Here is a 14446-nt window from a genome sequence, read left to right as displayed (position 1 = left end):
GCTCGCGACGATCCTGATCGTGTTCTCGACGAGCCTGCTGCTCGCGCTCGAATGGCTGCGCGGGCGTCAGGCGCGGCGCGCGGTGGCGTAACGCGGAAGAGGCGAGGGACGCGGGAGACACAGGCGTCGAGCGCGGCGCGAACCCAGTGCGGCGCGAATGCGCCGGCCGCGCGTAACAGGCACCGCAGCACGCCGCACCTCGCGACGACAGTTGCGTGCGCAACGGCTACGATCGCACCGCGATCGCGCACAATCCTTTCGTTTCGCTGACGAGCGACGCGGCCGCCTGCACGTTTGATCGGGCTCTGCAACAATACGGGCCGCGACGCCGCGCGTCCTGCTGCTTCCACTGGAGTGCGGGCCCGACGTCGCGCCGTTCAATCCGCGACGCCATGCGTCGCCCGTCTGCCGAACCGATCGTGTCCGAACTCGCTTCTCCTGCCGGTGCCGCCGAACCGGCCGTCAACTGGCGCGCGATGGCCGCCGTGCTGCTCGCCGTCGCGCTCGCGACGCTCGATACGGCGATCGCCAACACCGCATTGCCCGCGATCGCGACCGACCTGCACGCGTCGCCTGCCGCATCGGTGTGGATCATCAACGCGTATCAGCTCGCGATGGTCGCGACGTTGCTGCCGTTCGCGTCGCTCGGCGACATCGTCGGGCACAAGCGCGTGTACGTCGGCGGTCTCGCGGTGTTTACGCTCGCGTCGCTCGGCTGTGCGCTCGCGTCGACGCTGCCGCAGCTCACCGCGGCGCGCATCGTGCAGGGCTTGGGCGCGAGCGCGATCATGAGCGTCAACATCGCGCTGATCCGCAACCTGTTTCCCGCGCATCGGCTCGGGCGCGGCGTCGGCTTCAATGCGCTCGTCGTCGGCGTGTCGTTCGCGGTCGGGCCGACGATCGCATCGCTGATACTGTCCGCCGCCGCATGGCCCTGGCTGTTCGCGGTCAACGTGCCGCTCGGCGTGCTCGCGCTCGCCGTCGCGATTCCGTCGCTGCCGGAAGCCGTGCGCGGCAAGCATGCCTTCGATCCGCTCGCCGCGCTGTTCAACGTGATCGCGTTCTCGGCGCTGATCTTTGCGCTCGGCGAATTCGCGCAGCGCGGCCCGCTGCGCGTCGTGCTCGCGGCCGCCGCCGTCGCGCTCGCATTCGGCGCGCTGCTGATCCGCCGGGAGGCCGGCCACCCGGCGCCGATGCTGCCGGTCGACCTGTTTCGCCGGCCCGTGTTCGCGCTGTCCGCGGTGACCGCCGTCTGCGCGTTCGCGGCGCAAGGGCTCGCGTTCGTGTCGCTGCCGTTCTACTTCGAGACGGTCCTGCACCGCAGCGCGGTCGACACCGGTTTTCTGATGACGCCGTGGTCGGCCGTCGTCGCGCTGGCCGCGCCGATCGCCGGACGACTGTCCGATCGCTATCCGCCGGGACTGCTCGGCGCGATCGGACTCGCGTTGCTCGGCGCCGGGATGGCGTCGCTTGCCGCGTTGCCGGCCGCCCCGAGCGCGATCGACATCGGCTGGCGGATGATGCTGTGCGGCGCCGGCTTCGGCTTTTTCCAGTCGCCGAACCTGAAGGCGCTGATGTCGAGCGCGCCGCCGGAACGCAGCGGCGGTGCGAGCGGCATCATCGGCACCGCGCGGCTGATCGGGCAGGCGACGGGCGCCGCGCTCGTCGCGCTGTCGTTCGGCATTGCGGGACATCACGGGCCGACGCTCGCGCTGGTGCTCGGTGCCGCGTTCGCCTGCGCCGCGAGCGTGGCGAGCGGACTGCGGCTGTTTGCGCGCTCGCATCGCGCGGGCGTTGCCGTCGCGTCGGAGCGCGCGTCGAAGTAGCCGCAATGTCGTGCGGCGCGCACGTGCGCGCCGCGTCCCGTGCCTGCGCGTCGCTCAGAAGCCGCCCGACTGGATCAGCTTGTTCAGGTTCGCGATGTTCAGGCTGCCGAAGCCGGTCGGGTAGTCCCATCCGGTGCCCGCGGTGTAGCCGTAGCCCTGATAGCCGTTGTTGCCCGACACGACGTCGTAGCGCACGAGCGACGGGTTCGCCGGAATCGCGCGATAGAGGTTCGCGGCCGGAAAGCCGAGCCCCGTGCCGTTCGCGGCGAGCAGCCGCGCCCAGAAGCCCGTAAAGATCGGCGCGGCGAGACTCGTGCCGCCGATCTGCTGCAACTGGCCGTAGTTGTAGATATACGCGCCGGTGCTTTGCGCGGCATCGAAGGACACGTCCGGCAAACGGCGGTTGCTGCCCGACTGCCATGCCGGCGCGGGCAGCAGCGTGCTGACGCCGCCGCCCGTTGCCCATAGCTTGCCGTTGCTGTCGAGTCCCTCGTTCCAGACGGTCTCGCTCGAGAACGCGCCCGCGGACGTGGTGTACAGCGTCGTGCCGCCGATCGCGAGCACGTGCGGCGACGAGGCCGGCCACGACACCGTGTAATTCGCACCGTCCGGATAGCCGCGGTTGTTGCATTCGTACACGCCCTCGTCGCCGGACGACACGGAGAACGTCTGGCCCTGCGCGGCCGCCGTCGTGAAGATCTGTTCCTCGGCATCGAGCGTGCCGTCCGCGTTCGCGTCGGTCTCGCACCAGCCGAGCGACACGTTGATCACTTTCGCCGTGTTGTCCGATACCGCGCGGTTGAACGCTTGCGTGAGGCCGGTGTTGCCGGGCGCGTTCAGATCCGCCATGTAGAACACGAGCTTGCCGACCTGGCCGCCGGCCGCGCCGACGATCGACTGGCTGTCGAGATCCCATTCGCCCTGACCGTCCGGGTCGTCGGCGTAGCTGCCGCTCGTGCCGGTGCCGTTGGTCTTGACGGTCTGCGTCGCGACCGTCGCGTAGCCGTTGCTCGACGCGAAGCGCTTCAGGTCCTGCAGCGTCTGCGATACGCCGCCGATCGTGATGATGCCGACCGTCACGCCGGCTGCGCTCGGCACGCCGGTCGCGTTGTACAGGCCCGGGAATTCCTTCGGATAGTGGCCGGTCGCGGTGCCGGCCGCGAGCGTCTGCGGCTTCGACACGTTGCCGATGCGCAGCATCGGATGGGCGCGCGCGACGTTCTGCAGCCCGAGCACCGAACCGACGACGTCGCCGAGCGCGCGCGGCACCTGTGCCGTCGATGCGTTCGCGAAGCCGGAACGGCCCGCGTACTGGAAGCGCACGAGCGACGTGTTGAACGCGGTCTTCACGGTGCCGGCCGTGCCGCGTGCGGAGACGAGCAGCCGGTTCGGCGCGACCTCGATGTTCACGAAGCCGCTCTTGCGCAGATAGTCGACGACCGACTTGACCTGCGCTTCGGTCGGCGCGTAGTCGGCGAGGAACCGTTCGGGCGTCAGATACTGGCGATAGCGGGCGCTGCCCGGACGGTTCACGTCGCGCGCGAGCTGCTTCAGCTGATCGGCGTTGCGCAGCTTCAGGCTGACGACGACGTCGGTCGTCTCGCCGGCCGCCAGTTCGAGCGACGAGGCCGCGCTGCGCGCCATCAGCTGCGGGCCGGTCAGAAAGGCCTTGGTATGGGTGTCGACCCAGTCGGTCGCCGCATGCGCGGCGCCGGCCGCGACGAGAAGCGGCCACGCATAGGCGATGCGGCGGGGCGACGGAAGGGGAAGGGCAAACCGCACGTTCCTTTTCATCGGGCATCCTTTTGAGGAGAGACGACGTTGCTGGAACCCCGACCCTTTTGGGGTCGCGAGCGGTGACGAGCGTAGGAGCGCCGATGCGATTCAGATAGCTGCCAGTTTCCATAGCTGTCAGTTCTGACATCGGCGGGCGCGCGCTCGCGCGAATCGCACGCGCGAGCGAGGCGCTGTGCGGCGCGCAAACGGAACCGGTTCGCGGTGCGCCATCGTGAGCCTGCGCGACGCCGATGCGCACGTGCTGCGCGCGCCAGCGACGGAATGCGCGCGATCGCGGCGGTCGGCGGCGTGCGCGCATGGCGCGCGTAGCGCGATCGCGTTCGGCATCGCGCACGGCCGTGTCGCACTATGTGATCACCGTCGACGCGATCGCATGCATGCCGGCGCACGGACGCACGCGCCGGTCGGCGATGCCAACGCGCGCGGCGCCGCATTTCCCGAACTGTGGAACGACGCGACGCGCAGCCTTGCAGCCGGCTTTCGATCGACGCGGCCGAACGCACGTTTGGAGCGCGTGCTCGAATCTGCCGCGCGCGGCCTGTCGACGTTCTCCTTGACTCTTGGCGATGGCCGGCTATGCTTCGACGCATAACCCGTGAGTTATGAATCTGAATGTCCGCTGCTCAAGACCTGCTGTTCAGGACGCTTGCCGACCCGACGCGCCGCGCGCTGTTCGAGCGGCTGTGCGAGGAAGGCGAGTTGACCGTCGCTGCGCTGACCGCGCATGCAGGCGTGTCGCAGCCGGCCGTGTCGAAGCATCTCGGCGTATTGAAGCAGGCCGGCCTCGTGATCGATCGTCACGAAGGGCGGCAGACGCATTACAGCGCGCGGCCGCATGCACTCGCGCCGCTCGCCGACTGGACGAACCGGATGGCCGGTTTCTGGCAGGACCGGTTCGACGCCCTCGAGGATCTGCTGAAAAGGATGGATCAATGAATGCCGATCGCCGCACCGAAACGCGTTCCGTCGTCGTCGAACGGGAACTGCCGCATCCGCCGGAGAAGGTCTGGCGCGCGCTCACGCAACCGCATCTGCTCGAAGCGTGGCTCATGGCCAGCGACTTCGAGCCGGTCGAGGGCCATGCGTTCCGCTTTCGCGCGGACTGGGGCGAGGTCGACTGCGAGGTACTGACGATCGAGCCGCAGCGTACGCTGCGCTACACCTGGGCTGCGTACGGTCTCGAAAGCATCGTCACGTGGACGCTCGCGCCGACGTCTGCCGGCGGCACGCATCTGCGGATGGAGCAGACCGGCTTCCGCACCGATCAGGAGCAGGCATACCGCGGCGCGCAGGCCGGCTGGCCCGCGTTTTTCGACGCGCTCGCGCAGCTGCTCGCGCGCGGCGACGACGACACGCAGGCACGCGCATGACGGCCGCGGACACGAGCGCGCAGGCGCGCATCGACGCACTGATCGCCGGCATCGCCGACTGGCGCGGCGCCACGCTTGCCGAACTGCGGCGGACGATCCTCGCGGCCGACGCCGGCATCGTCGAGGCATGGAAATGGATGGGCAGCCCCGTGTGGGAGTGCGACGGGACGATCGCGGTCGCGAACGCGCACAAGGGCAAGGTGAAGCTGACGTTCATGCACGGCGCGCAGCTGCCCGATCCGCACGCGCTGTTCAACGCAGGCCTCGAAGGCAATGCGCGCCGTGCGATCGATTTCGTCGAAGGCGACCGGATCGACACGCGCGCGCTGAAGGCGCTCGTGCGCGCGGCGATCGACTACAACCGCGCGCATCTGAAGAAGAACGCGCGAGCGGGCGCCGGCTCGGGCGCCGGCGCGAAAGCGGCGCGAAGCCGCAACGCGGCGTGATGCGCTAGCCGCAAGCCGGCGCGCGCATCGGCGCCATGTCGCGCGCGAAATGGGCAGGCAAAAAAAACGCCGACACGAGGTCGGCGTATCCAAATCGGCCGTCACCGCCCGCGAGGCGGCAACGGCACCTGCAAAGCGGCGCGCTTATGCGGCGAGCAGCGAGCGCAGCACGAACGGCAGGATGCCGCCGTGCTTGTAGTAGTCGACTTCGATCGGCGTATCGATGCGCAGCAGCACCGGCACGCGCTGCGTTTCGCCGTTCTTGCGATGGATCACGAGCGTGACGTCCTGCTGCGGCTTGAAGTCGTCGCCGAGGCCTTCGATGTCGTACGTCTCTTCGCCGGTGATGCCGAGCGACTGCACGCTGTCCGCGCCCTTGAACTGCAGCGGCAGCACGCCCATGCCGACCAGGTTCGAACGGTGGATGCGCTCGAAGCTGCGCGCGATCACGGCCTTCACGCCGAGCAGCTGCGTGCCCTTCGCGGCCCAGTCGCGCGACGAGCCCGTCCCGTACTCTTCGCCGGCGAACACGACGGTCGGCGTGCCTTCGTCGATGTACTTCATCGCCGCGTCGTAGATCGACAGCTGTTCGCCGCTCGGCTGATGGATCGTCAGACCGCCTTCGACGCGCGTGCCGTCTTCCTTCGCCGGGATCATCAGGTTCTTGATCCGCACGTTGGCGAACGTGCCGCGCATCATCACGTCATGGTTGCCGCGGCGCGAGCCGTAGCTGTTGAAGTCGGCCTTCTGCACGCCGTTTTCCTTCAGCCACTTGCCGGCCGGCGAGTCTTCCTTGATCGAGCCTGCCGGGCTGATGTGGTCGGTCGTGACCGAGTCGCCGAAGATGCCGAGCGCGCGGGCGCCCTTGACCGACGCGATCGACTCGGCCGGCTGCATCGAGAAGTCGTGGCCGAAGAACGGCGGTTCCGCGATGTAGGTCGACTTCGGCCAGTCGTAGACCTGGCCCGATTCGCCCTCGATCTTGCTCCACAGATCGCCCTTCTTCGTCAGATGCGCGTAGTTCTTCTCGAACTTTTCCGGATCGAGCGCGAACTTCAGCAGCGACTGGATTTCTTCGCTCGACGGCCAGATGTCGCCGATGTAGATGTCCCGGCCGCCCTTGCCCTTGCCGACCGGCTCGGTCATCAGGTCGCGCGTGATGTTGCCGGCGATCGCGTAGGCGACGACGAGCGGCGGCGACGCGAGGAAGTTCGCGCGGATGTTCGGGTGGATCCGCGCTTCGAAGTTGCGGTTGCCCGACAGCACGGCCGCCGCGACGATGTCGTTCTTCGTGATCGCCTCGTTCAGTTCCGGCGTCAGGTCGCCCGCGTTGCCGATACAGGTCGTGCAGCCGTAAGCGGCGACTTCGAAGCCGAGCTTCGCGAGATAGGGCAGCAGGCCCGTCTTCGTCAGGTATTCGGTCACGATCCGCGATCCCGGCGCGAGCGACGTCTTGATGTGCGGTGCGACGGTCAGCCCGGCCTCGACGGCCTTCTTCGCGAGCAGGCCGGCCGCGAGCAGCACGCTCGGGTTCGACGTGTTCGTGCACGACGTGATCGCGGCGATCAGCACGTCGCCGTTCTTCACGGTGATGCCGTTGCTCGTCTTGTACTCGGCGTCGAGATCCTCGGCCTTCTTCGCGAAGCCGTTTTCCGCGACGGGCTTCGAGAACAGCTCGCTGAACGTCGACTTCACGTTGCCGATTTCGATGCGGTCCTGCGGACGCTTCGGGCCTGCGAGCGACGGCGCGACCGTCGCGAGGTCGAGCGTCAGCGTCTTCGTGTAGTCGATGTCGCCGGCCTTCGGAATGCCGAACAGCTTCTGTGCCTTGAAGTAGTTCTCGAATGCAGCGATCTCCGCCTGCGTGCGGCCCGTGCCTTCGAAGTACTGGATCGTCTTCTCGTCGACCGGGAAGAAGCCCATCGTCGCGCCGTATTCGGGCGCCATGTTCGCGATCGTCGCGCGGTCCGGCACCGACAGCGACTTCGTGCCTTCGCCGAAGAATTCGACGAACTTGCCGACGACCTTCTCCTTGCGCAGCATTTCGGTGATCGTCAGCACGAGGTCGGTCGCCGTCACGCCTTCGCGCAGGCGGCCCTTCAGTTCGACGCCGACGACGTCCGGCGTCAGGAAGTACACCGGCTGGCCGAGCATGCCCGCTTCGGCCTCGATGCCGCCGACGCCCCAGCCGACCACGCCGATGCCGTTGATCATCGTCGTGTGGCTGTCGGTGCCGACGAGCGTGTCCGGGTAGTAGATCGTGTCCGCGCCGTCGCTCTTCTTGTGCACGCCGCGCGCGAGATACTCGAGGTTCACCTGGTGGACGATGCCGACGCCCGGCGGCACGACCTTGAACGTGTCGAATGCCTGCATGCCCCACTTCATGAACTGATAGCGCTCGTTGTTGCGCTGGAATTCCAGCTTCATGTTCAGGTCGAGCGCGTCCTTCTGGCGGAAGTAGTCGATCTGGACCGAGTGGTCGACGACGAGATCGACCGGCACCAGCGGCTCGATCTTCTTCGGATCCTTGCCCGTGCGCTGAGCGACGCCGCGCATGGCCGCGATGTCGGCGAGCAGCGGCACGCCCGTGAAGTCCTGCAGCACGACGCGCGACACCACGAACGGAATCTCGTCGACCCGCTTCGCCGTCGGCTGCCAGTTGGCGAGCTGCGCGATGTGCTCTTCGGTGATCTTCTTGCCGTCGTAGTTGCGCAGCACCGACTCGAGCACGACGCGGATCGACACCGGCAGGCGCTCGATCTTCGTCTTCAGTTCCTTGCCGAGCTGCGGCAGCGAATAGAACTTGCCTTTGCCGGAACCGCTGTCGAATTCCTTGAGGGTCTTGTGCAGATTGTGGGCCATGGTGATTTTCCTGGGTTAAGGCGAGGAAAGAAGAGCTCCTGTTTGTTCTGTACCTGACGGCTAGATCATATACAGATCGACGTATTCATTGACCGGCATCGCTTCGAGCTTTGCCTGGTCCAGCGACACGTCGAGAATCGCTTGTTGCTGCTTTGCCGGAAAGCGGCGCGCAAGGTTCGTGCGGAACTTGTCGACCAGCAGCGGGATGCCGTCGGCGCGGCGCCGCCGGTGGCCGATCGGATATTCGACCGCGACTTCGGCAAGCGTCGATCCGTTCGCGAACTCGATCGTCAGCGCATTCGCGATCGACCGCTTGTTCGGATCGTGGTAGTCCTTCGTGAACTGCGGATCTTCGACGCAGATCGTCTTCGCACGCAGCGCGTCGATGCGCGGGTCGGCCGCGACCGCGTCTTCGTAGTCGGCAGCGGTCAGCCGGCCGAACAGCAGCGGCACGGCAACCATGTATTGAATGCAGTGGTCGCGGTCGGCGGGATTCGCGAGCGGCCCCTGCTTGTCGATGATGCGGATCGCGGCGGCGTGCGTGCGGATCGTGATCCGCGCGATCTCGTCGGTCGAGCGGCCGGCCGCGGCCAGCGCATCGTGCAGTTGCAGCGCAGCCTCGACGGCCGTCTGCGCATGGAATTCGGCGGGAAACGCGATCTTGAACAACACGTTTTCCATCACGTAGGTGCCGTACGGACGCTGAAAGCGGAACGGCTTGCCGCCGAACAGCACGTCGTAGAAGCCCCACGTGCGCGCGCTCAGCGCGGACGGATAGCCCATTTCGCCCGTCTTCGCGATCAGCGCGAGGCGCACCGCGCGCGAGGTCGCGTCGCCGGCCGCCCACGACTTGCGCGAACCGGTGTTCGGCGCGTGGCGGTAGGTGCGCAGCGGATGTCCGTCGACGAACGCGTTCGATACCGCATTGATCAGCTCGTCGCGCGTGAGCCCGAGCAGCCGCCCGACGACGGCCGTCGAGGCGACCTTCACGAGCAGCACGTGGTCGAGCCCGACCGCGTTGAACGAATTTTCGAGTGCGAGACAGCCCTGGATCTCGTGGGCCTGAATCATCGCGATCAGCACGTCGCGCATCGCGAGCGGCGCCTTGCCGGCCGCGACGGCGGTGCGGGACAGCCAGTCGGCCGTCGCCAGGATGCCGCCGAGGTTGTCGGACGGATGGCCCCATTCGGCGGCGAGCCAGGTGTCGTTGAAGTCCAGCCAGCGGATCGTCGCGCCGATGTCGAACGCGGCCTTGACCGGGTCCAGCTGGAACGAGGTGCCGGGCACCTTCGCGCCGTTCGGCACGATCGTGCCGGGCACGACGGGCCCGAGCAGCTTGGTGCAGGCAGGGTAGGACAGCGCCTCGAGTCCGCAGCCCAGCGTGTCGATCAGGCAATGCCGCGCCGTCTCCAGCGCGAGTGCGCTGTCGATTGCACCGGCATTCAGCACGTAGTCGACGATGTCGACGAGTACCGTATCCGGAGCGGGGCGGACGTTGGAGACCGGAGCGGACATCGAGGCGCCTGTGCGGAGCGTCCTTAGTCGACGGCCGGCTTGAGCTCGTTTGCCTGCGTCGGTGCGGCGCCGCCTTGCGCCATTTCCGGCGTCACGCATTCGTCGGCGAGACGCTCGCCGCCGTTCGCGTCGGTAAACAGCATCGCCTTGCTCGGGATCACGACGAGCTTGAAGCCCGCTGCCGGATCGTAGAACGTGTCCGCGCCGGTCGTCGTCGCTTCGCGCGGCAGCTTGTAGTTCTTCTTCGCCCAGTGGACCGTGACGACCTGGTCGCGTTTCATGTCGCCGGCGAGGTCGAACGACAGCCCGTCCTTGCACGACCACTTGACTGCGCCGTCCGGCACCGGATCGACCTTGGCGGCTGCGCGTGCCTGCGCCTTCTTGCTGCGCGGGATGATGCGCTTGGCCGGCGCGGGGCGCTTGGCCGTCTTCTTCGCGGTCGTGCCCTGTGCGAACGCGCTCGGCGCCGAGACCAGCATCGTGGCGGACAGCGCGCCGATGACGGTGGCGATCAGGAGTTTCTTCATGGAGTCAGAACCTTTCGATAATCAGTTGACAAAGGCCGGCAGGTCGAGCTGCCGGCCGGTTTGAAACTGCACGCGCCCCGAAAGCGCGCAGCGGCCGCTATTTTCACCTATTTGGCCGCGCATATTTCAGGTTTTCGGGCTCCGTTACGTTTTTTGTCGTTTCGCAAACCGGCGGGCCGATCGTGCGCCGTCGACGCGCGGAAATCCGCGGGACGCGCGGGCCCGCGAGCGGCCGCTCACGTGGCGTCTCCGGCGGCCGACGAACCGAACAGCGGCGCGGCTTCGGGCGGCACCGGCTGGCCCGTCGCACGCGCGCGACGCAGCACCGACCAGTAATAGCGGTAGCTCGCGCGGTCGTGCAGCGTGTCGCCGTGGCGCGTCGGCCCCCAGTCGGCCGCCTGCGCGGCCAGCAGGATCTCGGCGGCGAGCGCGATCTCGTCGGTGCGCGGCGCGAACGCGTCGACGATCGGCCGGATCTGCGCGGGATGGATGCTCCACATCCGCGTGAACGCGAATTCGTCGCGCGCGCGGCGCGCATCGCCGGCGACGACGCTCATGTCGCGCACTTCGGTGGTCACGTTGTGGGACGGCGTCTTGCCGTGCGCATGGCATGCGGCCGCGATCTCGAGCTTCGCGCGGCGCACGAGCGGATGCTCGAACTGGCCGGGCGAGCGCATCGCGGTATCGGGAATCGCGCCGTGGTGCGCGGATACGAAATCCATCAGCCCGAAGCTCAGCGTGCCGACCATCGGCAGCGCGGCGAGCGTCGCGGCCTGCACGAGCGCGCCGTGCGTCTCGACCAGCACGTCGACCGGAATCGGCTGCGCGATGCCGAGCTCGCGACGCGTGCCTTCGATGAACGCGCACATTTCGGCCGCATCGGCGGCGTTCGCGATCTTCGGCAGCGTCAGGTAGGCGGGCGCACGCGCCGCGCGCAGGATGATGCGCACGTCGTCGCGCCAATGCGGATGGGAGAAGTCGTGGATGCGGGCGCCGACGCGCCCGAAGCGGTTCTCGGCGCTGCCGAGCAGCTCGGCGACGAGTTCCGCGTGCGCGGCTTCGTGGCCGACGGCCGCGCCGTCCTCGCAGTCGAGCGTGATGTCGAACACCGGGCCCAGCTCGGCCTGCAGCGCAAGCGACTTGCGCATCAGTTTCTCGCTGCCCGCGTAATGATCGCAGCATGGCAGGATCGCGGGCGGCGACGCACCGTCGTACAACACTTGTGCAGGAGTAAGCGCGGGCATCTCTTCTACGTCAGGAAGCGGGCAACGTGGAGAATATCGGATTCGGACGCGTTCTGCGCTGACGCGCGACGGCAAAACGCGTCCGGATCGGATGGCCGGCGCGGCGGCGTGCCGGCCGGCCGTGCCGGGCCGCGCGCACGCGGCCCGACAGGCGCTCGATGCCGCCTGCTTAGTTCTTCAGCAGGTGAGCGACGCCGTCGCGCTCTTCGAGCAGCTCGGCGAGCGTCGCGTCCATCTTCTCGCGCGAGAACGCGTCGATCTCGAGGCCTTCGACACGCTTGTATTCGCCGTTTTCGCAGGTGACCGGCACGCCGTAGATGATGTCTTCGGGAATGCCGTACGAGCCGTCCGACGGAATGCCCATCGTGACCCACTTGCCGTTCGTGCCGAGCACCCAGTCACGCACGTGGTCGATCGCCGCGTTGGCCGCCGACGCCGCCGACGACAGGCCGCGCGCTTCGATGATCGCCGCGCCGCGCTTGCCGACCGTCGGGATGAACGTGTTGCGGTTCCATTCGTCGTCGTTGATCAGCTTCAGCAGCGATTCGCCTTCGGCCGTCGCGAAGCGGAAGTCGGGGTACATCGTCGGCGAGTGGTTGCCCCACACGGCGAGCTTCTCGATCGACGCGACCGGCTTGCCCGACTTCGCCGCGAGCTGCGACAGCGCGCGGTTGTGGTCCAGACGCAGCATCGCGGTGAAGTTCTTCTTCGGCAGATCCGGCGCCGACTTCATCGCGATGTAGGCGTTCGTGTTCGCCGGGTTGCCGACGACCAGCACCTTCACGTCGCGGCTCGCGACTTCGTTCAGCGCCGCGCCCTGGACCGTGAAGATCTCCGCGTTCGCCGACAGCAGATCCTTGCGCTCCATGCCCTTCGAACGCGGACGTGCACCGACCAGCAGCGCGACGTCGGCGTCCTTGAACGCAACCTTCGGATCGTCGGTGATCACGACGCCCGCGAGCAGCGGGAACGCGCAATCGTCGAGTTCCATCACGACGCCTTTGACGGCGGCTTGGGCTTGCGGGAGGTCGAGCAGTTGCAGGATGACCGGCTGGTCCTTGCCGAGCAGGTCGCCGTTCGCGATGCGGAACAGCAGCGAGTAAGCGATTTGACCTGCGGCGCCGGTGACGGCAACGCGCTTTGCGGGCTTAGCCATTGAAAATCTCCAGGACGGGATGAAGCGATGGACGCTAGGTAAAACGCCATTCTATGCGCGTTACACGAAGCGTTGCTTTGAAAGCAGGGCGGAGGACTCGCGAGGCAGGCGCGGTGAACCTGGAGACGGCCGTGGCACGTAGCCGGGGACGCGCTGTCAGCACCCGCGAACCCTTGCTCGCCCCGGAGTGTAGGAGCCGACAGGCGCAAAGTCAAACGGTATCATATGTCTTATATAAGACAGATGTTTTGCGCAATTTGAGTGGACGGAAAACTGCGGTTTGTGATGAAATGCGCGCCATGACATCGAACCAGGCGAATACCGCGAATCCGACCGGCGCAGGCAGCCCAGGGCAGCCGGGCGCGAGCGATTCCGCGCCTGCATCCGCGGCCGCGCAGTCGCCGACGTTCAGCCCGTTATACCAGCAGATCAAGGCATTGATCACGCAGAGCCTCGAAAGCGGCGAATGGAAGCCGGGCGAGATCATTCCGAGCGAAGTCGAGCTCGCGGCGCGCTACAAGGTCAGCCAGGGCACCGTGCGCAAGGCGATCGACGAGCTGGCCGCCGAAAACCTCGTGGTCAGGCGGCAGGGCAAGGGTACGTTTGTTGCGACGCACAATGAGGAGCGCGCGCAATTCCGTTTCCTGCGGCTGCTCGCGGACGACGGCGCCGAGCACGCGCACGTGAGCCGGCTGCTCGAATGCCGGCGCCTGCGCGCACCGGCCGAGATCGCGCGCCAGCTCGAGCTGAAGCCGGCCGATCCGGTCGTGCAGGTGCGGCGCCTGCTCGAGTTCGAGGGCGAGGCGACGGTGCTCGACGAGATCTGGCTGCCGGGCGCGATGTTTCGCGGCCTCACGTTCGAGCGGCTCAGCGAGTACAAGGGGCCGCTCTACGCGATGTTCGAAACGGAGTTCGGCACGCGCATGATCCGGGCGTCGGAGAAGATCCGCGCGGTGGCGGCGGAGCCGACGGTGGCCGACCTGCTGCACGTGCCCGCGGGCTTTCCGCTGCTGTCGGTCGAGCGTGTGTCCTATACCTATGGCGATCGGCCCGTCGAAGTGCGGCGCGGCTGGTATGTCACGACCGGGTACTACTATCAGAACGACTTGAGCTGACGACGTATCGGCGCAAGCGCCGTGCATTCGCGTTCGACACGTTCGCGAAGCACGTTTCGGGCCGCCTTTGTTCTCGTTCGCGTAACGATCCAGAGCAGACTTTCGCTGCAGCGCGATATAAAAAGGCGCTAAAATTGCGGATTAGTGTGACAACATAAGTAGGGGTCTAGCATGACTGACGCAGTAAGAAAACCGAGGCCGGAATACCGGAACATCGGATTCGGCGACATCACGATGAATTATCGCCTGCCGCTGGCGGCGAAGTTGTCGATCCTCCATCGAGTCAGCGGCGCGCTGCTGTTCCTGTTCCTTCCGTTCCTGCTGTTCCTCTTCGATCAGAGCCTCACGTCCGAGCTCAGCTTCGAAGTCTTCAAGGCCTTCCTCTCCAACATCGTCGTCAAGCTGATCGTCCTCGTGTTGTCCTGGGCGTTCTTCCACCATTTCTGCGCCGGCATTCGCCACCTGCTGATGGACGTCAACCACGACGCCGTCTCGAAGGAAGGCGGCAAGCGGACGGCAGTCGTCGTCTTCGTCGTCTCGATCGCGCTGACGATCGCCATGGCACTCAAACTGTTCGGAGCATTCTAA

The 14446-nt window shown here is 67.0% G+C and carries 12 protein-coding genes and 1 pseudogene; 7 read left to right on the top strand and 6 right to left on the bottom strand.

Annotation, left to right across the window (positions count from 1 at the left end):
• Positions 1 to 91: pseudogene (locus tag ACSHSS_RS20460) on the top strand (ABC transporter permease); the annotation flags it as partial.
• A 301-nt stretch (positions 92 to 392) separates the two neighbouring features.
• On the top strand, positions 393 to 1826 hold the full coding sequence (locus ACSHSS_RS20455; RefSeq protein ID WP_006399529.1) for an MFS transporter: 1434 nt from the start codon (positions 393 to 395) through the stop codon (positions 1824 to 1826).
• Positions 1827 to 1880: 54 nt separating this feature from the next.
• Here ACSHSS_RS20455 and ACSHSS_RS20450 read toward each other — a convergent pair whose 3' ends face one another.
• Positions 1881 to 3620, bottom strand: coding sequence for a S53 family peptidase (locus tag ACSHSS_RS20450; RefSeq protein ID WP_155817300.1), 1740 nt, complete (start codon positions 3618 to 3620; stop codon positions 1881 to 1883).
• A 615-nt stretch (positions 3621 to 4235) separates the two neighbouring features.
• On the opposite strand from ACSHSS_RS20450, the gene ACSHSS_RS20445 reads away from it, so the two are divergent.
• Genes ACSHSS_RS20445 through ACSHSS_RS20435 form a run of 3 tightly spaced genes read left to right on the top strand, consistent with a single transcriptional unit; the run spans position 4236 to position 5439 of the window.
• Positions 4236 to 4559, top strand: coding sequence for an ArsR/SmtB family transcription factor (locus tag ACSHSS_RS20445; RefSeq protein ID WP_006416366.1), 324 nt, complete (start codon positions 4236 to 4238; stop codon positions 4557 to 4559).
• Positions 4556 to 4993: an SRPBCC family protein gene (locus ACSHSS_RS20440; RefSeq protein ID WP_012217321.1), complete on the top strand. Its 438-nt coding sequence runs from the start codon at positions 4556 to 4558 to the stop codon at positions 4991 to 4993. Before ACSHSS_RS20445 ends, ACSHSS_RS20440 begins: the two co-directional genes overlap by 4 nt.
• Positions 4990 to 5439 carry a DUF1801 domain-containing protein gene (locus tag ACSHSS_RS20435; protein WP_060184019.1) on the top strand — a complete coding sequence of 150 codons (450 nt, stop codon included), beginning with the start codon at positions 4990 to 4992 and terminating at the stop codon, positions 5437 to 5439. Before ACSHSS_RS20440 ends, ACSHSS_RS20435 begins: the two co-directional genes overlap by 4 nt.
• Before the next feature lie 144 nt (positions 5440 to 5583).
• On the opposite strand, the gene acnA is transcribed toward ACSHSS_RS20435, so the two are convergent.
• The 5 genes from acnA to ACSHSS_RS20410 form a co-directional block, all read right to left on the bottom strand.
• Positions 5584 to 8301 carry an aconitate hydratase AcnA gene (gene acnA, locus ACSHSS_RS20430; protein ID WP_048803867.1) on the bottom strand — a complete coding sequence of 906 codons (2718 nt, stop codon included), beginning with the start codon at positions 8299 to 8301 and terminating at the stop codon, positions 5584 to 5586.
• Between the two features lie 60 nt (positions 8302 to 8361).
• Complete coding sequence (locus ACSHSS_RS20425) at positions 8362 to 9816, bottom strand: bifunctional 2-methylcitrate dehydratase/aconitate hydratase (protein WP_105783371.1); 1455 nt, start codon at positions 9814 to 9816, stop codon at positions 8362 to 8364.
• Positions 9817 to 9839: 23 nt separating this feature from the next.
• Entirely contained in the window at positions 9840 to 10343 is a 504-nt protein-coding gene (locus ACSHSS_RS20420) for a hypothetical protein (RefSeq protein ID WP_445545467.1), read from the bottom strand.
• Between the two features lie 236 nt (positions 10344 to 10579).
• Positions 10580 to 11587 carry an HpcH/HpaI aldolase/citrate lyase family protein gene (locus ACSHSS_RS20415; RefSeq protein ID WP_059842834.1) on the bottom strand — a complete coding sequence of 336 codons (1008 nt, stop codon included), beginning with the start codon at positions 11585 to 11587 and terminating at the stop codon, positions 10580 to 10582.
• 169 nt (positions 11588 to 11756) lie between these two features.
• Positions 11757 to 12743: a malate dehydrogenase gene (locus ACSHSS_RS20410; RefSeq protein WP_006404038.1), complete on the bottom strand. Its 987-nt coding sequence runs from the start codon at positions 12741 to 12743 to the stop codon at positions 11757 to 11759.
• A 290-nt stretch (positions 12744 to 13033) separates the two neighbouring features.
• Here ACSHSS_RS20410 and ACSHSS_RS20405 point away from each other — a divergent pair, with 290 nt between their 5' ends.
• Both ACSHSS_RS20405 and sdhC read left to right on the top strand, forming a co-directional pair.
• Positions 13034 to 13858 (top strand): GntR family transcriptional regulator, encoded by an 825-nt coding sequence (locus tag ACSHSS_RS20405; RefSeq protein ID WP_012217315.1) that lies wholly within the window; start codon positions 13034 to 13036, stop codon positions 13856 to 13858.
• A gap of 171 nt (positions 13859 to 14029) precedes the next feature.
• Entirely contained in the window at positions 14030 to 14446 is a 417-nt protein-coding gene (gene sdhC, locus ACSHSS_RS20400) for a succinate dehydrogenase, cytochrome b556 subunit (protein ID WP_006399545.1), read from the top strand.

The sequence above is a fragment of the Burkholderia sp. BC1 genome (genome assembly GCF_052683555.1).
Note: the sequence above shows the minus strand (reverse complement) of the source record. Positions and strands in the feature narration are given on the sequence as shown.

Excerpts from the sequence above, each read along its gene's own strand:
- ACSHSS_RS20455 (WP_006399529.1), top strand. The coding sequence starts at position 393 with ATGCGTCGCCCGTCTGCCGAACCGATCGTGTCCGAACTCGCTTCTCCT.
- ACSHSS_RS20450 (WP_155817300.1), bottom strand. The coding sequence starts at position 3,620 with ATGAAAAGGAACGTGCGGTTTGCCCTTCCCCTTCCGTCGCCCCGCCGC.
- ACSHSS_RS20445 (WP_006416366.1), top strand. The coding sequence starts at position 4,236 with ATGTCCGCTGCTCAAGACCTGCTGTTCAGGACGCTTGCCGACCCGACG.
- ACSHSS_RS20440 (WP_012217321.1), top strand. The coding sequence starts at position 4,556 with ATGAATGCCGATCGCCGCACCGAAACGCGTTCCGTCGTCGTCGAACGG.
- ACSHSS_RS20435 (WP_060184019.1), top strand. The coding sequence starts at position 4,990 with ATGACGGCCGCGGACACGAGCGCGCAGGCGCGCATCGACGCACTGATC.
- acnA (WP_048803867.1), bottom strand. The coding sequence starts at position 8,301 with ATGGCCCACAATCTGCACAAGACCCTCAAGGAATTCGACAGCGGTTCC.
- ACSHSS_RS20425 (WP_105783371.1), bottom strand. The coding sequence starts at position 9,816 with ATGTCCGCTCCGGTCTCCAACGTCCGCCCCGCTCCGGATACGGTACTC.
- ACSHSS_RS20420 (WP_445545467.1), bottom strand. The coding sequence starts at position 10,343 with ATGAAGAAACTCCTGATCGCCACCGTCATCGGCGCGCTGTCCGCCACG.
- ACSHSS_RS20415 (WP_059842834.1), bottom strand. The coding sequence starts at position 11,587 with ATGCCCGCGCTTACTCCTGCACAAGTGTTGTACGACGGTGCGTCGCCG.
- ACSHSS_RS20410 (WP_006404038.1), bottom strand. The coding sequence starts at position 12,743 with ATGGCTAAGCCCGCAAAGCGCGTTGCCGTCACCGGCGCCGCAGGTCAA.
- ACSHSS_RS20405 (WP_012217315.1), top strand. The coding sequence starts at position 13,034 with ATGCGCGCCATGACATCGAACCAGGCGAATACCGCGAATCCGACCGGC.
- sdhC (WP_006399545.1), top strand. The coding sequence starts at position 14,030 with ATGACTGACGCAGTAAGAAAACCGAGGCCGGAATACCGGAACATCGGA.